This is a genomic window from Streptomyces sp. 6-11-2 (genome assembly GCF_006540305.1).
Taxonomy (GTDB): domain Bacteria; phylum Actinomycetota; class Actinomycetes; order Streptomycetales; family Streptomycetaceae; genus Streptomyces.
The window spans coordinates 2,743,779-2,764,448 of record NZ_BJOR01000001.1 but is presented as its reverse complement, the minus strand read 5'-3'; the positions used below and the strand labels follow the sequence as shown (position 1 = coordinate 2,764,448).

The 20,670-nt window shown below is 72.6% G+C and carries 16 protein-coding genes and 1 pseudogene; 10 read left to right on the top strand and 7 right to left on the bottom strand.

Annotated features, from left to right (window positions below):
- Positions 1–24: 24 nt before the first annotated feature.
- The 3 genes from TNCT6_RS11670 to TNCT6_RS11660 all read left to right on the top strand — a co-directional run bounded on the left by TNCT6_RS11670 (position 25) and on the right by TNCT6_RS11660 (position 5,299).
- Positions 25–1,737 carry a serine/threonine-protein kinase gene (locus tag TNCT6_RS11670; protein ID WP_172632877.1) on the top strand — a complete coding sequence of 571 codons (1,713 nt, stop codon included), beginning with the start codon at positions 25–27 and terminating at the stop codon, positions 1,735–1,737.
- A 124-nt stretch (positions 1,738–1,861) separates the two neighbouring features.
- Complete coding sequence (locus TNCT6_RS11665; RefSeq protein ID WP_141359271.1) at positions 1,862–3,475, top strand: succinic semialdehyde dehydrogenase; 1,614 nt, start codon at positions 1,862–1,864, stop codon at positions 3,473–3,475.
- Between the two features lie 30 nt (positions 3,476–3,505).
- Entirely contained in the window at positions 3,506–5,299 is a 1,794-nt protein-coding gene (locus tag TNCT6_RS11660) for a GMC family oxidoreductase N-terminal domain-containing protein (RefSeq protein ID WP_141359269.1), read from the top strand.
- A gap of 766 nt (positions 5,300–6,065) precedes the next feature.
- On the opposite strand, the gene TNCT6_RS11655 is transcribed toward TNCT6_RS11660, so the two are convergent.
- Positions 6,066–6,377, bottom strand: coding sequence for a chorismate mutase (locus tag TNCT6_RS11655; RefSeq protein WP_141359267.1), 312 nt, complete (start codon positions 6,375–6,377; stop codon positions 6,066–6,068).
- Between the two features lie 366 nt (positions 6,378–6,743).
- Here TNCT6_RS11655 and guaA point away from each other — a divergent pair, with 366 nt between their 5' ends.
- Positions 6,744–8,324: a glutamine-hydrolyzing GMP synthase gene (guaA, locus tag TNCT6_RS11650; RefSeq protein ID WP_141359265.1), complete on the top strand. Its 1,581-nt coding sequence runs from the start codon at positions 6,744–6,746 to the stop codon at positions 8,322–8,324.
- 7 nt (positions 8,325–8,331) lie between these two features.
- Here the strand turns inward: guaA and TNCT6_RS11645 are convergent, their stop codons facing one another.
- A complete protein-coding gene (locus tag TNCT6_RS11645) occupies positions 8,332–8,805 on the bottom strand; it encodes a pyridoxamine 5'-phosphate oxidase family protein (RefSeq protein WP_141359263.1) in 474 nt (157 codons plus the stop codon).
- A gap of 175 nt (positions 8,806–8,980) precedes the next feature.
- Between TNCT6_RS11645 and TNCT6_RS11640 the strand changes: the two genes are divergently transcribed.
- The 3 genes from TNCT6_RS11640 to TNCT6_RS11625 all read left to right on the top strand — a co-directional run bounded on the left by TNCT6_RS11640 (position 8,981) and on the right by TNCT6_RS11625 (position 12,028).
- Positions 8,981–9,781, top strand: coding sequence for a class II aldolase/adducin family protein (locus tag TNCT6_RS11640; RefSeq protein ID WP_141359260.1), 801 nt, complete (start codon positions 8,981–8,983; stop codon positions 9,779–9,781).
- Positions 9,782–9,974: 193 nt separating this feature from the next.
- A complete protein-coding gene (locus tag TNCT6_RS11630) occupies positions 9,975–11,246 on the top strand; it encodes a hypothetical protein (RefSeq protein WP_141359258.1) in 1,272 nt (423 codons plus the stop codon).
- Positions 11,247–11,530: 284 nt separating this feature from the next.
- On the top strand, positions 11,531–12,028 hold the full coding sequence (locus TNCT6_RS11625) for a TQO small subunit DoxD (RefSeq protein ID WP_373996166.1): 498 nt from the start codon (positions 11,531–11,533) through the stop codon (positions 12,026–12,028).
- Between the two features lie 49 nt (positions 12,029–12,077).
- Here TNCT6_RS11625 and TNCT6_RS11620 read toward each other — a convergent pair whose 3' ends face one another.
- Together TNCT6_RS11620 and TNCT6_RS11615 are read right to left on the bottom strand one after the other, a co-directional pair.
- A complete protein-coding gene (locus TNCT6_RS11620) occupies positions 12,078–12,320 on the bottom strand; it encodes a hypothetical protein (protein ID WP_141359254.1) in 243 nt (80 codons plus the stop codon).
- A complete protein-coding gene (locus TNCT6_RS11615) occupies positions 12,307–13,899 on the bottom strand; it encodes a PspC domain-containing protein (RefSeq protein WP_141359252.1) in 1,593 nt (530 codons plus the stop codon). The genes TNCT6_RS11620 and TNCT6_RS11615 overlap by 14 nt, the downstream gene beginning before the upstream one ends.
- A gap of 223 nt (positions 13,900–14,122) precedes the next feature.
- On the opposite strand from TNCT6_RS11615, the gene TNCT6_RS11610 reads away from it, so the two are divergent.
- Together TNCT6_RS11610 and TNCT6_RS11605 are read left to right on the top strand one after the other, a co-directional pair.
- Positions 14,123–15,412: an ATP-binding protein gene (locus TNCT6_RS11610; RefSeq protein ID WP_141359250.1), complete on the top strand. Its 1,290-nt coding sequence runs from the start codon at positions 14,123–14,125 to the stop codon at positions 15,410–15,412.
- Entirely contained in the window at positions 15,412–16,131 is a 720-nt protein-coding gene (locus tag TNCT6_RS11605) for a response regulator transcription factor (protein WP_141359248.1), read from the top strand. The genes TNCT6_RS11610 and TNCT6_RS11605 overlap by 1 nt, the downstream gene beginning before the upstream one ends.
- A 99-nt stretch (positions 16,132–16,230) precedes the next feature.
- Here the strand turns inward: TNCT6_RS11605 and TNCT6_RS11600 are convergent, their stop codons facing one another.
- The gene (locus tag TNCT6_RS11600) at positions 16,231–17,292 is read right to left on the bottom strand and encodes a C40 family peptidase (RefSeq protein WP_141366339.1); all 1,062 of its coding nucleotides are present in this window, start codon (positions 17,290–17,292) and stop codon (positions 16,231–16,233) included.
- 529 nt (positions 17,293–17,821) lie between these two features.
- On the opposite strand from TNCT6_RS11600, the gene TNCT6_RS11595 reads away from it, so the two are divergent.
- Entirely contained in the window at positions 17,822–18,175 is a 354-nt protein-coding gene (locus tag TNCT6_RS11595) for a hypothetical protein (RefSeq protein WP_141359246.1), read from the top strand.
- A 3-nt stretch (positions 18,176–18,178) separates the two neighbouring features.
- On the opposite strand, the pseudogene TNCT6_RS11590 reads toward TNCT6_RS11595, so the two are convergent.
- A pseudogene (locus tag TNCT6_RS11590) lies at positions 18,179–19,145 on the bottom strand (tellurite resistance/C4-dicarboxylate transporter family protein).
- Between the two features lie 99 nt (positions 19,146–19,244).
- On the bottom strand, positions 19,245–20,417 hold the full coding sequence (locus tag TNCT6_RS11585) for a C40 family peptidase (RefSeq protein ID WP_141359244.1): 1,173 nt from the start codon (positions 20,415–20,417) through the stop codon (positions 19,245–19,247).
- Between the last annotated feature and the right edge of the window lie 253 nt (positions 20,418–20,670).

Sequence of the window (20,670 nt, the reverse complement as noted above, 5' to 3'; positions counted from 1 at the left end):
GGCGGTCGCGATATGGATGGACCCATGAGCAACCACGGGGGCGCCCAGCACGGGGCAGACGATCCGACGACTTTCGCCTTGCGACCGCCGGACCCGCAGGCGCGGGTGCCCCACCCGCACAACCCGTACGCCGCGCCCGCACCGGGCGCCGGGGACGGGCAGCCGCACGGCACGGCACCCGGGCAACCGCAAGCCACCGCGGCCGGCGAACCACACGGCACCGCACCCGCGCAGACGCAGGACCCCGGCGCCGGCCGGCTGATCGGCGGGCGCTACCGGCTGCTCGCCAAGCTCGGGTACGGCGGCATGGGGACCGTGTGGCGGGCCAAGGACGAGACGGTGGACCGCGAGGTCGCCGTCAAGGAGCCCCGCGTCCCCGACCACCTTCCCGAACGCGAGCGTGCCAACGCCTTCGAGCGCATGCGCCGCGAGGCCCGCGCCGCCGCCCGGCTCGACCACCCCGCGGTCGTCAACGTCCACGACGTGGCCGTCGTCGACGGGCAGCCGTGGATCGTGATGGAGCTGGTGCAGGGCCGCTCGCTCGGCGCCGCGCTCCAGGAGGGCACCCTGGACGCCCGTGAGGCGGCCCGGATGGGCCTGGAGGTGCTCGGCGCGCTCGAGGCCGCGCACGCCGCGGGCATCCTGCACCGGGACGTCAAACCGGACAACATCCTGCTCGGCCGGCACGAGAGGATCGTCCTCACCGACTTCGGCATCGCCCAGATCGAGGGCGAGACCAGCCTGACCGACACCGGCGGCTTCGTCGGCTCACCCGAGTACATCGCGCCGGAACGGGTGCTGGGCCGGCGCCCCGGCCCGGCCTCCGACCTGTGGTCGCTCGGCGTGGTCCTGTACGCGACCACCGAGGGCGTCTCCCCGTTCCGCCGCAGCAACACCCCGGCCACCCTCCAGTCGGTCCTCAACGCCACGCCCGCCCCGCCGGCCGCCGCGCGGGGCCCGCTCGCCGAGGCCATCACCGGCCTGCTGCACAAGGACCCGGCGCACCGGCCGCCCGCCTCCCGGGTCCGCGCCCTGCTGGAGGCGGCCGCCGCGCCGCCCGCCCCGGCACCCACGCAGGTGGTGCGGTACGCCGAGGGCGCTCCCGGCGGGCCGCGCGGCCTCCGGTTCGGGCGCGGGGCGTGGCTCGGACTCGGTGCCGCGGTCGTCGCGGCCGCGGTGACGGCGTACGTCCTGATCGCCCGTCCGTTCGCGGGCCCGCTGCCCGAGGGCTGGGCGACCCACCACGAGAAGGACGTCGCGGCGACGATCGCCGTGCCGAAGGACTACCAGCGGCAGGTGCCGGACCGGAAGAACGACAAGAAGCACTGGGTGACCTACAGCGACTGGAGCGGCAGCATCACGGTCGGGCTGCGCCTGCTCAGGAAGTCCGAGGAGCCGGAACGCTCCATCAAGGACTCCGCGGCCGCCCAGATGTACGACGACAACGGCACCTACAAGCAGTCCGGCAGCTACGAGTTCGGCATGCCCGAGAACCCGGCGACCCACCCGAAGGATTCGACGTACCACGGCAGGAAGGCCGCCGAGAACACGATCGTCTACACCACCGACGACAGCACGCACCCGATGCCGCGCGAGCTGCGGATGTTCTACTACACGACCGCCGGGGGCGACCTGTACAAGCTCACCGTCGGCTACCCGGGCAAGGGCGACTTCACCGAACGCGGGCGTGAGGTGGCGCGCGCCGCGATCGCCAACCTGGACCTCGATCTCCTGTGACAACGCCCTGATCAGCGTATTCGTTGCCAGTGATCACTGGCGCGCCGTGAGCACTCGGTGAATCCCGTGAATCCCTATTACTGACGGGTACACAAAGCTGCCCGACCGGCATACCCTGCGCGTCATGACGGACGCGCAGGCCCCGGCGAAGACCGGCACCAATCCCCAGGCCCCCGCCCCCGCGGGGGCCCGTACCGCCGCCGACGTGGTGACCCCCGAGCTGGTCGCCCGGCTCACCAAGGGCGTCGCCGGATCCGGGCGGACCGCCAACCACACGCCGTTCACGGGCGACAAGCTCGCCGACCTGCCCGAGTCCACCCCCGAGGACGTGGCCGGCGCCTACGAACGGGCCCGCGCCGCACAGGCGGTGTGGGCCCGGGTCCCGGTACGGCAGCGCGCGGCCGTCCTGCTCCGCTTCCACGACCTGGTGCTCGCCCGCCAGGCCGAGGTCCTGGACCTGATCCAGCTGGAGACCGGCAAGGCCCGCCTGCACGCGCACGAGGAGGTCCAGGCCGTCGCCGTCGCCGCCCGGCACTACGGCCGGCGCGCCGCCGCCTACCTGAAGCCCAAGCGGCACACGGGCGCCATCCCCACCCTCACGCGCGTCACCGAACTGCGCCATCCGCGCGGGGTGGTGGGCCAGATCGCCCCGTGGAACTACCCCCTGGAGCTGTCCGCCGGCGACGCGTTGCCCGCCTTCGTCGCGGGCAACGCGGTGGTGATGAAGCCCGACACCGAGACCTGCCTGACCGCGCTGTGGGCCCGCGACCTGCTCGTCGAGGCGGGGCTGCCCGCCGAGGTGTTCCAGGTCGTCATCGGCGAGGGGCCGGTCGTCGGCCCCGAGGTCGTCAAGCACGCCGACTACGTCTCCTTCACCGGCTCCACCCGCACCGGACGCGAGGTCGCCCGGAGCGCCGCCGCCCGCCTGGTCGGCGTCTCCCTCGAACTCGGCGGCAAGAACGCCATGCTGGTGCTCCAGGACGCCGACATCGAGAAGGCGGCGGCCGGAGCGGTCCGCGCCTGCTTCTCCTCCGCCGGCCAACTGTGCATCTCCATCGAGCGGTTGTACGTCCACGAGGCGGTCGCGGACGCGTTCCTGGAGCGGTTCGCGGCCCGTACGCGGGCGATGCGGCTCGGCACGTCCCTGGCGTACGGCGCCGACATGGGCTCGCTGGTCGGGGAGCGGCAACTGGAGACCGTCACCCGGCATGTGGAGGAGGCCGTCGCCAAGGGCGCCAAGGTGGTGGCCGGGGGCGTCGCCCGCCCGGACATCGGCCCGTACTTCTTCGAGCCCACCATCCTCGACGGCGTCGAGGCCCCGATGGCCGTGTGTACGGAGGAGACCTTCGGCCCGGTCGTCTCCGTCTACCGCTTCACGAGCGACGACGAGGCGATCGAGCGCGCCAACTCCACGCCGTACGGCCTGAACTCGTCCGTCTGGACGAAGGACGCCCGCCGCGGCCGCGAGGTCGCCGCCCGGCTGCGTACCGGCACGGTCAACATCAACGAGGGCTACGCCCCCGCCTACGGCAGTGTCCAGTCGCCGATGGGCGGCATGAAGGACTCGGGCCTCGGCCGCCGGCACGGCTCCGAGGGCATCCTCAAGTACACCGAGGCCCAGACCCTGGCCCACCAGCGGCTGCTGCCCATGGCCCCGTCGCTCGGCATGGACGACGAGAGGTACGCGGCGTTCATGAGCCGCAGCCTGAGGCTGATGAAGGCGTGCCGTTTCCGCTAGCCGGCACCTCGTTCCCGACAAGGAGAGCACGTGTCTCAAGACCGCTACGACTACGACGTCATCGTCGTGGGGTCGGGGTTCGGCGGATCGGTCTCCGCGCTCCGCCTGACCGAGAAGGGCTACCGCGTCGGCGTCCTGGAGGCGGGCCGCCGCTTCACCCGCGAGACCCTGCCGAAGAACTCCTGGGACCTGAAGAATTACCTGTGGGCCCCGAAGCTCGGCATGTACGGCATCCAGCGCATCCACCTGCTCGGCAACGTCATGGTGCTGGCCGGCGCGGGCGTCGGCGGCGGCTCCCTGAACTACGCCAACACCCTCTACATACCGCCGAAACCCTTCTTCGACGACCCTCAGTGGCGGGACATCACCGACTGGCAGGACGAGTTGACGCCGTACTACGACCAGGCGCGGCGCATGCTCGGCGTGCGGCTCAACCCGACGACGACCCCCTCCGACGTCCATCTGAAGGCCGCCGCACAGCGGATGGGCGTCGGCGACACCTTCCACATGGCGCCGGTCGGAGTGTTCTTCGGCGATGGCGAGGATGCCGACGGCACGACGACGGCGAAGGCGGGCGAGCGGGTCGCGGACCCCTACTTCGGCGGGGCCGGACCGGACCGCAAGGCCTGCACCGAGTGCGGCGAGTGCATGACGGGCTGCCGGCACGGCGCCAAGAACACCCTGAACGAGAACTACCTGTACCTCGCCGAGAAGGCGGGCGCGGTGGTCCACCCCATGACGACGGTCGTGTCGGTCACGGACGACTCACGCGGCGGCTACGCGGTCGCCACGCTTCCCACCGACAACAAGAAGAAGGGCGCCGGCCGCCTGTTCACCGCGCGCAGGGTGGTCCTGGCGGCCGGCACCTACGGCACCCAGACGCTGCTGCACCGCATGAGGGCGAGCGGTCGGCTGCCCCATCTGTCCGCGCGGCTGGGTGAGTTGACCCGCACCAACTCCGAGGCTCTGGTGGGCGCCCAGACCGACGACCGGCGCTACCGGAAGGCGACCGGGGAGCCGAAGGCGGACTTCACCCGGGGCGTCGCCATCACGTCCTCCATCCATCCGGACGAGAACACCCACATCGAGCCGGTCCGTTACGGCAAGGGTTCCAACTCGATGGGCGGCCTGTCGATCCTCCAGGTCCCGTACGCCGAGGGCTCGTCCAGAGCGGCGGCCTGGCTGGCCAACGCCGTCCGCCACCCCCTGCTGGTCCTGCGCTCCCTGTCCAACCGCCGCTGGTCGGAGCGGACCATCATCGGCCTGGTAATGCAGTCCCTGGACAACTCCCTGACCACGTACCTGAAGCCGGACGGTGTGGGCAGGGGACTGCTCACGGCCCGCCAGGGGCACGGCGCGCCCAACCCCAAGCAGATCAGGGCCGCCACGGAAAGCGCCACCGCGCTCGCCGCCGAGATCAACGGCTTCGCCGGGTCCAACGTCGGCGAGCTGATGGGCACCCCGCTCACCGCGCACTTCCTCGGCGGCTGCCCGATCGGCGCCTCGCGCGAGACCGGCGTCATCGACCCGTACCACCGCCTCTACGGCCACCCCGGCATCTCGGTCGTCGACGGCGCCGCGGTCTCGGCGAACCTGGGGGTGAACCCGTCGCTGACCATCACCGCCCAGGCCGAGCGGGCGATGTCGTACTGGCCCAACAAGGGAGAGACCGACCCGCGCCCGCCGCAGGGTGCGGCCTACGAGCGACTGCGGGCGGTGGAGCCACGGCATCCGGCGGTCCCGGCGGACGCCTTCGGCGCGCTGCGGCTGCCGTTCCTGGGGATGCCGCCGGTGCCGCCGAAGAAGCAGGAACGGCGCCGGTGAACAGGCCTGGAAAGAGAAAAGAGAGAGGACCTGCACCCCCCTCCTGGCACAGGTCCTCCTCCGTCTGCTGATGTGACACGGGGGGACTGCGAAAGGTTGCGCCCCGGTCGGCAGGATTCTGATGTGTCCTGCGTCACATCCCCAGGGGTCCGTGTCCGCGAGCGCGTATGAGAAGGGCCCCGCGGCCTCGGGCCGCGGGGCCCTTCTCTCGTCGGCACCGACGTCAGGGCAGCGCCGGTGCCCGGGGGAGCGGCGCCGGGGGATTGCGCCGCCTGTCGCTGTCGTGTGCCCTCCGCGCGTCGTGATGCGTCGTCGTGCTCCCCGGCGCACGGGGGGCGCACCGGGTCTCGACCTCTGGCGGTCGGGTGGCGCACCGCGGCGCTGCCGTCCGCGCGGGAGTCCGGAGCCGGGAGCCGTGTGGGCATCGTGCTGGACGAACCTGGCGTCCGCAACCCTTTGATCCGGCCTTGTGTGCTTTTCGTTCCGCCGGCCGGCCCCGGGCGTCCCCGGAGCCGGCCGTTTATCTGGGCGACCGGGCTGCTGTCCCCTGCCGTCCGGTCACTTCCCTGGAGCGAGGTCCCACGACGCGCGGCACGATCCGCACGCCTCATCGCTCCCGAGATCCACGCGTGGTTCTTTCGGGCCCGCCCCTGGCTGGCACGGACACCGGGACAACGAGGCGGGCCGCGCGGCGGTCACGCGCCGTACGGGTGAGAGCGGTGGGACATGACAGCGGGGGAGGGTGAGGAGGGCGGCGGCGAGGGGGTCAGATCCTGCCCCGGCACAGTTCCAGCAAGGTCATCGCCAGGCTTGTGCCCGGCTTGCCCAGGGCGTCCCTGTAATGGCCCAGGATCTCCATCTCGCGGGAGAGGTTCACCCGCCGGCCCCCGGAGGCGATCCGGGTCTCCTGGATCACGGCGGAGACGGCCATCCGTTCCTGGATCAGGCCGATGATCCGGTCGTCCAGGGTGTCGATGCGCTCCCGGGCGCCGGTGATCACGTTCGCGGCCTCGTCGGTACGGGCGCCGCTGGCGGTGGTGGCTGCCGGGGTCTGGGGCTGTGCTGCGGTGGCGGTCATGGCGGGGGCTCCTCGCTGGTCGGGTGCGGTGCCCCGGATGACAAGGACCACAACGCCAGGCGCCCCGGACCTTGTCGGCCCGGGGCGCCTGGGAAGTCGCTTGTCAGTTGCTCAAGCAGCACGACCATGGCAGCCGGTGGGCCGGGTGCCATAGGTAAACACGAAGGTCGTCTGCGCGAGCATGAAACCAGTATGCCTCGCCCGTTCGTGACGTCCAACACGGTTCACCTGATGAGACGGATGACTGGACGGGCCCTGGACGGGGCGCCCTGGGCTGCAGTCGTCGAGGCGGCCGGGGAGGTACCCGCGGCCACGTCGGTAGAATCGACAAGCACAAGGACCCCCCCGACCGCCGGAAGGCACCCCGTGTCATCAGCGACCCCCGCTGCCGCCGCCCCCGACACCGTCCTGGTCGTCGACTTCGGCGCGCAGTACGCCCAGCTCATCGCCCGTCGCGTCCGCGAGGCGCGGGTCTACAGCGAGATCGTGCCGAGCTCCATGCCGGTTCAGGAGATGCTCGCCAAGAACCCGGCGGCGATCATCCTCTCCGGCGGCCCCTCCTCGGTGTACGAAGAGGGCGCCCCGCGCCTCGACCGCGAGATCTTCGAGTCCGGCGTCCCCGTGTTCGGCATGTGCTACGGCTTCCAGCTGATGGCGCAGGCCCTCGGCGGCACCGTGGACAACACCGGAGCCCGCGAGTACGGCCGTACCGGACTGTCCGTCTCGAAGCCCTCCTCCACCCTCTTCGAGGGCACCCCGGCCGACCAGGACGTGTGGATGTCGCACGGCGACGCCTGCTCCGCCGCCCCCGAGGGCTTCTCGGTCACGGCCTCCACGGACGTCGTCCCGGTCGCCGCGTTCGAGAACGACGAGAAGAAGCTGTACGGCGTCCAGTACCACCCGGAGGTCATGCACTCCACGCACGGCCAGCAGGTCCTGGAGCACTTCCTCTACCGCGGTGCCGGCCTCAAGCCGAACTGGACCACCGGCAACGTGATCGACGAGCAGGTCGCCGCCATCCGCGAGCTGGTCGGCGACAAGCGGGCGATCTGCGGACTGTCCGGGGGCGTGGACTCCGCGGTCGCCGCCGCACTCGTGCAGAAGGCCATCGGCTCCCAGCTGACCTGCGTCTACGTCGACCACGGCCTGATGCGCAAGGGCGAGACCGAGCAGGTCGAGAAGGACTTCGTGGCCGCGACCGGCGTACAGCTGAAGGTCGTGGACGCCGAGGAGCGCTTCCTCACCGCCCTCAAGGGGGTCAACGACCCCGAGGAGAAGCGGAAGATCATCGGCCGCGAGTTCATCCGCGTCTTCGAGCAGGCCCAGGCGGAGATCATCGCGGACGAGGGCCCGGCGGTGGAGTTCCTCGTCCAGGGCACCCTCTACCCGGACGTCGTCGAGTCCGGCGGCGGCACCGGCACCGCGAACATCAAGTCGCACCACAACGTCGGCGGCCTGCCCGAGGACCTCGAGTTCAAGCTGATCGAGCCGCTGCGCCAGCTGTTCAAGGACGAGGTCCGCATGGTCGGCCAGGAGCTCGGCCTGCCGGACGAGATCGTCCAGCGCCAGCCCTTCCCGGGCCCCGGCCTCGGCATCCGGATCGTCGGCGAGGTCACCAAGGAGCGCCTGGACCTGCTGCGCGAGGCCGACGCCATCGCCCGCGAGGAGCTGACGGCGGCCGGCCTCGACCGTGACATCTGGCAGTGCCCGGTGGTCCTGCTCGCGGATGTCCGCAGCGTCGGCGTCCAGGGCGACGGCCGCACCTACGGCCACCCGATCGTGCTGCGCCCGGTCTCCAGCGAGGACGCCATGACCGCCGACTGGTCGCGGCTGCCCTACGACGTCCTGTCGAAGATCTCGACCCGCATCACCAACGAGGTCCGGGACGTCAACCGCGTGGTCCTCGACGTGACCTCGAAGCCGCCGGGCACCATCGAGTGGGAGTGAGCCGGTCCTAGGCCCGCCTGAGAGTCCGCACCGGCTCTCCGGGCTTCCAGACCTGGACGACCAGGAACGTGTCGTCCTCGACGAAGGTCCGTACGACCTCCGTCAACTCGGTGCGGAAGAGGTGGAACGGCTGCGGCGGTTCCACCTCTTTCACGTACGCGCCCTTCACCTCGGGATCCTCCACCTCGACCGCCCGTCCGGCGATCCGCGCGTCCCCGCCGGCCATCGCGGTGTCCGGCCCCGGGTTCGCCTGAAGCGCGAACCTCGGATCCCGGCGCAGATCGAGCGCCTTGAGCGAGCCCGGCATCATGCCGAGCCACAGTTCGCCGTTCAGGAAGCGCACCTCCAGCCCCGTGGTGCGCGGGGAGCCGTCCCCGCGCAGGGTCACCAGGACGTGGTGCGGGAACGCCCTGAACCGCTGCTCGACGGTCGTGGCCAGGTCGGGTTCCGCCGCGGCAAAGGCCGCCCAGTTCGTCGCCATGCCCCGAGTGTGGTGGCGATACCCGACATCCTCTGTCGGGATTCGGCGGCGTTTGGCGGCATTCGGCGGCGGAGCCGGTGTGCCGCCGGGCATCTTCACCGCACCGCGCTCGTATCCTGACCCGTTCGGCGGTAGCTTCCGGCCCGTACGTCGTCGATCCAGCGACGGAGGTCCCATGCACGGTCCCGCCCCCACCCCGCCACCGCCCCTGCCCACCGAGAAGCTGCTGTTCGCGATGCCGCCGATGCACGAGTCGGTGGACGACGAGCGCCGGTACCGCAAGGAGCGGCTCGCGGGCGCCCTGCGGATCTTCGGCCGGTCCGGTCTCGAGGACGGCGTCTCCGGCCACATCACCGCGCGCGACCCCGAGTTCAGCGACTGCTTCTGGGTCAATCCCTTCGGGATGCCGTTCCAGCACGTCACCGTGAGCGACCTGGTGCTCGCCAACCAGGACGGGCAGGTGCTCGAGGGCCGCCACCACGTCAACCAGGCCGCGTTCACCGTGCACGCCCAGGTCCACGCCGCCCGCCCGGACGTCGTCGCCGTCGCCCACTGCCACTCGGTGCACGGCCGCGCCCTGGCGGCGCTCGGTGACCTCCTGGACCCGATCACCCAGGAGAGCTGCGCCTTCTACGAGGACCACGCCGTCTACGGCTCCTACACCGGCGTCGCCGTCGACGCGGAGGAGGGCCGCCGGATCGCGGCCGCGCTGGGCTCGCGCAAGGCACTGGTGCTGCGCAACCACGGCCTGCTGACGGTCGGCGACTCGGTGGACGCCGCCGCCTGGTGGTTCCTGGCCATGGAACGCTCCTGTCAGGTGCAGCTGACCGCACGGGCGGCGGGCCGACCGGTCCTGATCGACCACGAACCGGCGGTCGCGACCCGGGAACAGCTCGGCGGCGACCTGGTGGCGTGGATCAACTACCAGCCCCTGTGGCAGGACATCAGCCGCAGCGAACCCGACCTGCTGACCTGAGGCCTTCGGCACGCTGGACATCTCGCCCATACGGAGGTTCCCGTAGCCGGGTCAACACAGCATTCCCGGCTTCACCCCCGCTGACCGGACCTGGCGAACGCGGGCGGGGCGGTATAGGGCACAATTCGCCTTCTGCGTAGGGGTGTTGTTGCCGCGGCCGGGCCGCGGGATCCGGGGAAGGCGGGCGTCGGGCGTGGCGGTGCAGGAGGCGAGAGGCGGTGTGGGCGCCCATGGGGGCGGCTGCACCTGCGGGGACTGCCCGCACGGGGCGCGTGCGGGACACCGGCAGGCCGTTGCCGCGTTCCTTCTCAAGCGGGACGAGTTCGCCGCGGGTCAGGGCCTGCCGGCGGCCGTGGCGCACTCGGCGTCGGCCTCCCGGCAGTGGGTCTCGGAGGAACTGACGCAGTCCGCTGAACTCGTCGCCGAGCGGGGGCGGGCCGAGGGCGAGGCCTGGCTGGCACGGCTGTGGCGCTGGACCGCGTACACGGTGTGGTCGGCGGTCGTACTGCTGCTTCTGGTGCAGGCGTTGACGGCGGTCGGCGCGGGCTGGAGTTCCGCCCGGACGGCGGGACTGCTGGCGGCCGTCCTGGTGGCCGGGGCGCTGACGGCCGCGTCCTGGCTCCACCGGGGGCGTGGCGGGGCGCTCGCTCCGGTCATCGGCGAGGACAACCGGCTGTCCACCTCCCGCGCGGTGGCCGTGGGATGGGTGCTGTTCGTGGCGTACGCCGTGCTGGTGCTGGCGGGCCGGCTCGCCGCGGCCTCGGACCACACCGAGCGCGACGCCCTGATCTCCGGGCTGGACCTGGCCCGGGGCGCCGGTGTGGTCACCGTGCTCGCCGTGGTGTGCGGGATCGCGGTCCTCGTACGGCGGGTGGTCGGACTGCGAGTGCTGGGGCAGCGGCTCCAGAAGGTGCGCGCGGACCGGCCGCGGGCGGCCGACCTGCTGACCGACGACTCGGGACGGGGCGCCTTCGCGGACATCCAGTACGTGGTGATCAGCGCCGTCGCGCTGGCGTTCGCGGCGGTGCGACTGGCCCGGCGTCCGGACCAACTGCCCGACCTGCCATGGGGACTGGCGGTGGTGGTGCTGGTGTCGGCGGCGACCTACCTGGCGGGCAAGTACGCCGACGGCGGCCGTCCCGTCGTCCTGTCGGTGGTCCGGGCCCGGGAGGCCGGTGACCTGGACGCGCCGATCCGGACGGGCGACGACATCGAGATCAGGGGCGCCGGGTTCGTCCCGCCGGGTGCGCAGGGAGCCGACCGGCTGGCCCGTATGAGGGTCCGTATCGGCGCGGTCAACGTGCACGTGCCCCTCGTCCCGGTCACGGGCGGCTTCAGCAATCCCACGGACACGGCACTGACCGTTCCCGTCCCGGCGGACGTGGAGCCGGGCCGGGTCGAGGTGCAGGTGGTGACGGCGGCGGGCGTGGAGACGAACCGGTACACGATCGACGTGATGGAGTAACAGGTGCCGGAGCGCCGGAGCGCCAGAGCGCCGGAATGACGGACGGACGGAATGACGGCGGATGACACCTCCGGCGGATCGGGTGCGGATGGATTTGTAGAGGGCCGTCAGCACCCCGATGCCTTGGGACGCATGAGCCGAAGTCACGCGGAATCCGGAAAAACCTCTCCGTCGGGTTGAGCGGGTCCCGTCCCGCATACGTATGGTCGATTGAGGGGCACACATACGACGGCGGTGAGAGGCGGCTCGCAGCGATGACGCAGGTTCGTACGGACACCCAGCCCATGCATGCCGATCTGAGTCCAAGCCGGCGGGACACGGCGGGCCGATTCGCCCTCCTGCCCCTCCGTATCTTCCTGGGCGTCACCTTCCTCTACGCCGGTCTCGACAAGCTCACCTCCAGCGGCTTCCTGCAGGACACCGGCCCCGGGTCGATCGGCGAGACGATGCGCGCGGTCCGCGACTCCTCCGCCGTCCCGGCCCTGGTCGACCTGGCCCTGAAGAACCCGGTCGGCTTCGGCTACGGCATCGCCTTCGCCGAACTGGCCGTCGGCCTCGGCACCCTCATCGGTCTGCTGGGCCGCCTGGCCGCGGTCGGCGGCGCGCTGATCTCCCTCAGCCTGTGGCTCACGGTCAGCTGGGCCACCACCCCCTACTACTACGGCAACGACCTCATCTATCTGATGGCCTGGGTGCCCCTGGTCCTCGCCGGCGCCCCGATGCTCTCCGCCGACGCCGTGCTGCGGGTACGGCGACGGCGACGGGCGGGGGAGTACCGATAGCTCGCCACGGGGGAGTGCCGGCAGTTCGGCACGGGGGAGTGCCGACAGCTCAGCCCGTTCCTCCCCCCGTACTTGTCCCGCCGAGGGTCGCGCGGGCGTCCCGGCGCCTGCGCACGGCCCTGTTCACCACCGCCGCCGCGCCTCCCAGGCACAGGCCGCCGACGACCATCGGGACCAGCAGGAACCACGGGGCCTGCCAGGCACCGGCCGCGTCCCCCGCGTAGACCACGCCCGCGCCGGTGAGGAAGACACCGGACACCAGCTTTCCCGGCTGGAACTCATGGCGCAGCACGGCTCACCTCCGCCTGTCCCACGCCGACCTGGAGCTTGATGTCCAGGGTCCCGGCGTCCTTGCCGCCCGCGGTCGCGGGCAGCGTGATCCTCTGGTGCCGGCCGGGCGCCACGTCCACGTCCTGCGAGGTGTCGCCCGGGAGCCGGATGTCGCCGATCCCCACCTCGATGTTCGCCCGGACGGTCACGCCCGCCGGCACGATCACCCGCAGCCGGCCCACGCCCACCTGAGCCTTCGTCGTCACCGTCGCTCCCTTGCCGAGGCGTATCCGGGTCAGGTCCAAGGTGCCCTCCCCGGTGCCGAGGTGGTATCCGGGCTGGACGCCCGCCGTCGCCGCGGGCTGCCAGGTCTGCTGCCCCCACTGCGTGGTGATGTCCTTCGGAAGCGCGGCGGACGTGCCGAGCAGGGCCGCGGTGACCAGCGCCAGCAGTATCGAGCCGAAGCCCGTCCGGCCCAGGAACGCGCTCACCACCATGCCCAGGCCGAAGACCGCGAGCGCGCAGGCAAGACCGGCCTGGAGGCTGGTGCCCAGAGCGCCGTCGTCCCAGGTCAGTCGGGTGCCGAGGGCGCCTGCGAGCAGGGCCAGCAGGAAGACCCAGCCGCCGATCCCGCGCGGGCCGCGGGGGCGGGGCGGCTCGGTGCGCACCGGACGGGTGTACTCGCCGGCGTGCGCGCCGAGGCCGATGTTGACGGCCGCGGCGACGTCCCGGTCGCGCGAGTCGCGGGGGCCCCACAGATAGCCCGTGCCGCCGACGTGGGTGCCGTCCTTGACGATCGGGTCGCGCCACCAGGAGGGGTAGATCGTGGGCACCGGCGGTGCCTGGGCCTCCGGCGGTGCGTCGGCTGCGGCCTGGGCGGCCAGCGGGTCGGGGCCGGGGGCGCCGCGGTGCTGCGACCAGTACCCGGCGCCGGCGAGGAGCAGGGACAGGACGACGCCGAAGGAGAGCACGCTGCCGTTGCCCAGCATGGACAGAAAGACCCCGCAGCCGACCAGCGCGAACAGCACGGCCGCGAGAGCCGGTCCGTCCACCCGGCCGGTGAGGAGCTTGCGCACCTCGTTCTCCTCCTCGTCGTCGTACGGCACGAAGAGCCAGGCGAAGCCGTAGAAGATGAGGCCTATGCCGCCGGTCGCGGCCAGCACGGCCAGCGTGATCCGGAAGATCACCGGATCCATGTCGCACTGCCGCCCCAGACCGGCGCAGACGCCGCCGATCACCCTGTGCGCCCGGTCCCGCCGGTACTTCGGCACACCGTCGGTGCCGCCCGCTCCGGTGTCGGCCCCGGCGCGCGCCCCGGCAGCGGTGCCGGCTCCCGCCGTCCCGGTCCCCGGACCGGCGGCCGGATCCCGGTGTTCGGCCGCCCCCGTCGTGCCCGTCACGCTCTCCCCTCCCATCCCGTCGGCCGAGCCCGGCCGTTCGTCCGCGTGCGGCGCTCCCGGCTGCCCGGGTGCCCGCGGCTGTTCACCCGCACGCGCACCCGGACCCGCGCCGGGCGCGGCGTCCCGTGGCCCGGTGCCCGGGGACGGGCCCGGGCCGGAGCCGGGTTCCGGACCCCTCGCGGCGTGCTGGTGATTCGTCATGCGTCCATGGTGACGGGCGTGCGGTCGTGGCGGGAGCCGGGACGACCCTGGGCGAACCCTGATTCGTCCCTGAGCCGTGGCCGGGGACGCGTTCGACAGACCGTGGGGCCGCGACCCGGGGGCTATTCGAAGAACCCTTTCGACGAGCGGATTCGAAGATCAGGGGAGTCTACGGGGTGGACCCTGATGCCCCCGCCCCGCAGGGCGTGTGACCATCAGTGGCATGCCGGAAGCCGCAGCAGTGCCCCTCGACGACCCGCGGCCGCCGCGCAAGCTCTACCGCAGCAGCGACGGACGCTGGCTCGGCGGAGTGGCGCGGGGCCTGGCCGGTCATCTCGGGCTGCCCGTGGTCTGGGTGCGGCTCGTCTTCGTCGGCCTGTTCATGGCCGACGGGCTCGGCGCGCTGGTGTACGCGGCCTTCTGGTTCTTCGTGCCCCTCGGGGTCGGCGGCGTCGGCGACCAGAAGCCGCCGTCCCTGGTCACCACCGAGACCTCGCCGGACGGCCGCCGCAGAATCGTCGCCCGCAAACCGGACAAGGGCCAGATCGTCGCCCTGCTCCTCATGGTCGTCGTGGCGATGGTCTTCGTCGGCAGCGTCAATCCGGGCAACGGCGCCAAGGCCTACCTCCTGCCGGCCGTCCTCGTCGCCGCGGGCGTCGCCCTGGTCTGGCGCCAGGCGGACAACGCCCGCCGGGCCCGCTGGGTCGAGGTCGGCCGCCGACGCCGTACGCTCACCCTGGCCCGGGCCGGAGCGGGCGTCCTGCTGGTCACGGCCGGCGTCTCCGCCATCTTCGTGATGCAGGGGTCCGCCGCCCATCTCGGCTCGGTCCTCCAGGCGGCCCTCGCCGTCCTGGTCGGCATAACCCTGCTCGCCGGCCCCTACCTCGTGCGCATGACCCAGGACCTCTCCGAGGAGCGTCTGATGCGCATCCGCGCCCAGGAACGGGCCGAGGTCGCCGCCCACGTCCACGACTCGGTGCTGCACACCCTGACCCTGATCCAGCGCAACGCGGAGAACGCGGGCGAGGTGCGCCGCCTGGCCCGGGCCCAGGAACGCGACCTGCGTGCCTGGCTCTACAAGCCGGAGGGCAACGGCAAGGACGAGGCCGACGAACCGGCCACCCTCGCCGAGGCGGTCAGGCGCAACGCGGCCGAGGTCGAGGACAAGCACGGCGTCCCCATAGAGGTGGTCGTGGTCGGCGACTGCCCGCTCGACGACCGGATCGGCGCACAGATGCAGGCCGCGCGGGAAGCCATGGTGAACGCCGCCAAGTACGGTGGCGAGGGCGGTGCCGTCCAGGTCTACGCCGAGGTCGAGGGCAGGACGGTCTTCGTGTCCGTCCGGGACCGCGGACCCGGCTTCGACCTCGACGCGATACCCGCCGACCGGATGGGCGTCAGAGAATCGATCATCGGCCGTATGGAGCGCAACGGGGGGACGGCCCGGCTGCGGGCCGTGCCGGACGGCGGCACGGAGGTCGAGCTGGAGATGGAGAGGGCGGAGAACACGTGATGAGCGACCCGACCGAGACGAACGGTACGGCGGGAGCGGAGACGACGGGGGCGGGCGGGCGGCACGTGCGCGTGGTCCTCGTCGACGACCACCGCATGTTCCGCACCGGGGTCCAGGCCGAGATCGGCCAGACCGAGCAGACGGGCGTCGAGGTCGTCGGCGAGGCCGCGGACGTCGACCAGGCGGTCACGGTCATCACCGCGACCCGGCCCGAGGTGGTTCTGCTGGACGTCCATCTGCCCGGCGGCGGCGGAGTGGAGGTGCTGCGGCGCTGCGCGGCGCTGACCGCCGACACCGAGCGGCCCGTGCGCTTCCTCGCGCTGTCCGTGTCGGACGCGGCGGAGGACGTGATCGGCGTGATCCGCGGTGGAGCACGCGGCTATGTGACGAAGACGATCACGGGCACCGACCTCGTCGACTCGATCTTCCGGGTCCAGGAGGGCGACGCCGTCTTCTCCCCGCGCCTGGCCGGTTTCGTGCTGGACGCCTTCGCCTCCACCGACGCCCCGCCGGTCGACGAGGACCTCGACCGCCTCACCCAGCGCGAGCGGGAGGTGCTGCGCCTCATCGCCCGCGGCTACGCGTACAAGGAGATCGCCAAGCAGCTCTTCATCTCCGTCAAGACGGTGGAGTCCCACGTCTCCGCGGTGCTGAGGAAGCTCCAGCTCTCCAACCGCCACGAGCTGACCCGCTGGGCGACGGCACGCCGGCTGGTGTGACCCACCTGTAGGCACGCCAACGCGATCACGGCATCCAGCAACGGCACGTCACCGCGCGGGCGGTGCCGACCGCCGGTGCGCGTCCCGGTCCGGACTCCCTCACGCCACCCGTGTCGCCCCCGCGAAGGGCATCTGGTCGACCGGGGCCAGGCGGACCGGGGCCGAGGGGTTCGGGGCGTGGATCATCCGGCCGTTGCCGACGTAGAGGCCGACGTGGCTGACGCCGGAGTAGAAGAACACCAGGTCGCCGGGGCGCAGTGCGGAGCGTGGGACACGCCGGCCCGCGCTGATCTGGGCGTAGGTGGTGCGGGGCAGCGAAACCCCGGCGGAGCGGTAGGCGGCCTGGACCAGGCCCGAGCAGTCGAAGGCGTCGGGCCCGGTCGCGCCCCACACATAGGGGCTGCCGAGCTTTCGGTAGGCGTAGGCGACGGCCGCGGCCGCGCGGGAACCGGGGGCGGTGACCGGGGCCGGGTCGCCGAGTGCGTCCCGGGCGCCGGTGTCGTGGCGAGCCGCGGACCCGGTGTCCCCGCCCGCGCCGATCGCCGTGCGCTGCTGCGGGGACAGCCCCGCCAGCAGCCGCCGGGCCTCGTCCAGTTTCGTGGTGACCGTCTTCTTCTGCCGGCGCAGTTCCGCCTGCCGTGACCGGAACGAGGTCAGCTCGACGCGTGCGTCCCCGCGCAGCCGGCCGATCTCCCGGAGCTGTCGGCGCACATCGGCCACGGCGGCCGTCTGCCGGACGCCCGCGCGCTCGGCGAACTCGGCCCCGTCCAGGTACCGCCGGGGGTCGTCGGACAGCATCAGCCGCACCACGGGGTCGATCCCGCCGTCCCGGTACTGCGCCGCGGCGATCGAGCCCAGCGCGTCGCGGGCGGAGTTCAGCTTCTCCTGCCTGCGGGCGGCCTCGTCGCCCAGTGCCTTCAGCCGCTTCTCGGCCGTGTCCGTCTTCTCCTTCGCACCGTCGTACTTCTCGGTGGCGGTCTCCGCCTCCTGGTAGAGCCTGTCCACCGTGGCCTTGATCTGCTCCGGCGCCGGCCGCGGAGCGGCGTGCACGGTGCCGTCGAAGCCGGTCGCCGTCGCGGCGCCCGCGAGGGCGATCGTGGCGGCCGTACGGACGGTGCCTCCGCCGAGCGAGCGCTGTCGGAGCCTGCGGTGCGCTGCCACGTGGAGCGTCACGTCCCTTCTGCCGGCCGCGGAGGCGGGGTCCTGGTCCGGCGACGGCCCGCACAGGGGGAGCAGCCCGCCGCCGGACGTCTCGGTGGTGGTGTCCGGCCGCCGCCCCTGGCCCGGGCGGCGGTGAAGCCGGTCACCTGGGGGAGGAGCTAAGCCGCTCGGTGAGCGCCGGGTGAGGTCTTGTACGGAAGTGGCGGCAGGGGATCGCCAGGTGACCGTATGCGACCGCGATCCCGTTCCGGGGATGCTGCCTTCACGCGCTGCGATGACCGATGCGCGGATTTCCGGGGCATCCGGGCTGGGCGAGGTGCTATGGGTCGCATATATGCGGCGACCGGCAGGCGTCCGCTTGTGTCCACCCGGTTCCTGTGTCCGCCGGCGCCCGGCGTCGGCGTGCGCGTGCGGGTCCCCTGTCCGCCGGCGTCCGGCGTCCGGCGTCCGGCGTGCGCGGGCCGGCGTGCGGTCGCCCGGGACGGGCCGGTGCCGGGAGCGAAAAGGCCGCTGGTTAGGCTCCGGACTCATGGACGTACTCATCCATCTCTTCGTCGGTCTGCACATCGTCGGTATCGCCGCGCTGCTCGGCGGCTTCCTCACCCAGATGAAGGCGATGGGCCGAGGCACGGCCCGGTTCGTGCCGGCGATGCTGCACGGCGCGCTGACGATGCTGGTCACCGGCGTGGGCCTGGTCGGCCTCAACCAGGCCCAGGGGCACCACGTCGACAACATCAAGATCGGCGTGAAGCTGGCGCTGCTGATCGTGATCCTCGGCCTGGTCTACGTCAAGCGGGACGACGAGAAGGTGGACAAGGGCCTGTTCGGCCTGGTGGGCCTGCTCACCACGGCGAACATCTTCATCGCCGTGCTGTGGACGTGACGCTCAGCGCAGCGCCCTGAGCTCCGCGCACGCGTCCAGGACCGCGCCCGCGGCGACGGCCAGCCACGCCGCCGCCACGACCCACAGCAGCCACCTCCCCGAGCCCCCGCGACGGGACGTCCGCGGCGGCCGCGACGGACACGCTCGCCGCCGCCGTCATGCCCATCGGGAAGACGGTCGACCAGCGGCGCACGTCGTAGCGCAGCCGGGGCCGTACCAGCTCCGCGACGACCAGAACGGCGTACCAGCACAGGCCGAGCACGAGGAGCGCCAGGGTCACCGCCCGCAGCACACCGCTGTCGTCGGCGTCCCACAGATGCATGCCTCCGCCGCCGACCGCGATCAGCCGGGCGCCGGCCAGAGCCGAGATCGCCAGTGCCCCGCCCGCGATCCAGTGGTCCCCGTGCCCCTCGAGCAGCTGCCGCAGGTCGAAGCAGTACAGCGCGAAGACGTACAGCACGAGCCCGATCCAGAAGAACACCAGCGCGGCGTACGCCGGCCAGGCCACGGTCTGCGCCTTGGCCAGAGTGGCCGCGAGCACGGCCAGGCCCTCGGTCGCCACGCAGCTCAGGAACACCGCCCCGGGCATCGGCCGACGGTAGTTGCGGACCACCAGCACCAGCAGCCCCGGCCACAGTACGAAGGCCAGCGCGAGCAGCGCCTCCGCGAGGGTCCGCCACCCCAGCGCCGTGAAACGGGTCCCGAGCACGGTCGTCGCCGCGACGGCGGTGAGGGCGCCCGGCGTCCCCGCCTCCCGGATCCATCGCGGCCGGTCGCCCAGCAGCCGCAGGACGAAATCCGCCGCCAGCGTCAGCCAGGCGAAGCAGCCCACCGCGAGGATCACGCGGGACAGCAGTTCGTAGCCCGTCAGATGCAGGGCGACCGACACGATGCCGGTGGCCATCACGGCGGCCCCGGCCGCCGGGGGGCGCTGCGCCAGCCAGGCGCGGAAGGGTGAGGTGCCGGGCATGGCCCGATGCTAAGGAGCTTCGCGCGCCCCTGCGCGGGGCACGCGCGCGGGCGCGTGCATAAACCGGCCCACCGAAAGGCCGGACGGGACGCGCCGCCCTCAGTCCGGCCGCACCACGCGGTGCACCGCCGATGCGCCGTCGTGGTGGACGGACTCCTCGCGGACGCGGCCGCCGGGCCTCGGCGCGTGGATCATCACGCCGTCACCGGCGTAGAGACCGACGTGGTCCGCGTCGCCGAAGAAGGCGAAGAAGACGAGGTCGCCGGGCCGGGCCGCGGAGAGCGGGACCGCCGTACCGGCGTGGGCCTGGTCGCGGGCGGCGCGGGGCAGCGTGACCCCGGCGGCCTTCCAGGCGGCCTGGGTGAGGCCGGAGCAGTCGTACGACCCCGGACCTGCCGCACCCCACACGTACGGCTTGCCGATCTGCTCGCGGGCGAAGGCGAGGGCCTGGTCGGCCCTGGTCGCCTGCGCGGGGCCGGACGCCCGTCCGGGGAACGCGCCGGACGGGACCCCGGGGGCCGCGCCGTCGCCCTGACCAGGGGAGGGGACGGCGTTCGCTGCGGTGTCCGCGTGCGCTGCGTGCACCGTGCTCCCCGCGTTCTCCACGTGCTCCGCGTGCTCGGCCGCCTGGGTCCGCCGCGCGGGCTCGGTCGCGCGCAGGGCCTCATGCGCTTGGGGGGCCGACAGCAGCAGTACGCGCGCGTGGGCCAGCTTCCGCTGGACAGCCGCCTTGGCCGCCGCGATGCCGTGCTGCGGCTCGGCCGGCGGCCCAGGGAGGTCAGGGGCCGGGGCAGTGTCCGGGGCCGGGGCCGTGACCATGGTCTCGGGCGCCGGCGGCCGCGCGGTGTGGCCGTCGACCAGGCTTTCGCGGCGTGTGTTCAGCCGGCCGATCAGCTGGGCCTGGTCGAAGTAGCCCTGCGGGGTCTCGGTGAGCAGCAGGGCGGCGGTCTCGGGGGCGGTGTCACCGTTGCGGTACGGGGCCGCCGCGAAGGAACCGAGCATCTCGCGCGCCTTGCCGAGCATGTCAGCGCGCTTGGCGACGTCGTCGAGGAGCGCGGCGACCAGCCCGCGCTGCCTCGCCCCCTTCTTCTGGGCGGTGTCCTTCTGGGCGTCGTTCCGCGCGGTCGACGACCCCGCCCGGCCGTACAGGTAGTCGAGCTTCCTCTCGACCTCCTCCGGGCTCGGCCCGTCGCCGTCCGCCCTGTGCGTGCCGGGTCCGGGCGCACCTGGTCCGGGTGTTGCGGCGGGCCGCGTGCTGCTGTGCGACGCCAAGGGAGGCGACTCCTTCCATCGTCCGCCTGCCGGTTGGCCGTCGGGTTCGGGTGGATAGCGTGGGGGCCGCGTCGTCCGGCGATCCCCCCGGTGACGATCATGCGGTCAGACCGCACGCTAACCAACTTGTGTGGCTCGTGTGAAGGTTGGTGCGAGGTATGTCCGATACGTTTCCGTGACCTTGGTCTCGGCCTCGTCGAACCGGTCATTTCCCGGGGTGGCCACGGGTTGTCGGTGGGGCGCCCTAGACTCG

Excerpts from the sequence above, each read along its gene's own strand:
- TNCT6_RS11670 (WP_172632877.1), top strand. The coding sequence starts at position 25 with ATGAGCAACCACGGGGGCGCCCAGCACGGGGCAGACGATCCGACGACT.
- TNCT6_RS11665 (WP_141359271.1), top strand. The coding sequence starts at position 1,862 with ATGACGGACGCGCAGGCCCCGGCGAAGACCGGCACCAATCCCCAGGCC.
- TNCT6_RS11655 (WP_141359267.1), bottom strand. The coding sequence starts at position 6,377 with ATGACCGCCACCGCAGCACAGCCCCAGACCCCGGCAGCCACCACCGCC.
- TNCT6_RS11645 (WP_141359263.1), bottom strand. The coding sequence starts at position 8,805 with ATGGCGACGAACTGGGCGGCCTTTGCCGCGGCGGAACCCGACCTGGCC.
- TNCT6_RS11640 (WP_141359260.1), top strand. The coding sequence starts at position 8,981 with ATGCACGGTCCCGCCCCCACCCCGCCACCGCCCCTGCCCACCGAGAAG.
- TNCT6_RS11625 (WP_373996166.1), top strand. The coding sequence starts at position 11,531 with ATGCATGCCGATCTGAGTCCAAGCCGGCGGGACACGGCGGGCCGATTC.
- TNCT6_RS11615 (WP_141359252.1), bottom strand. The coding sequence starts at position 13,899 with ATGACGAATCACCAGCACGCCGCGAGGGGTCCGGAACCCGGCTCCGGC.
- TNCT6_RS11610 (WP_141359250.1), top strand. The coding sequence starts at position 14,123 with ATGCCGGAAGCCGCAGCAGTGCCCCTCGACGACCCGCGGCCGCCGCGC.
- TNCT6_RS11605 (WP_141359248.1), top strand. The coding sequence starts at position 15,412 with ATGAGCGACCCGACCGAGACGAACGGTACGGCGGGAGCGGAGACGACG.
- TNCT6_RS11595 (WP_141359246.1), top strand. The coding sequence starts at position 17,822 with ATGGACGTACTCATCCATCTCTTCGTCGGTCTGCACATCGTCGGTATC.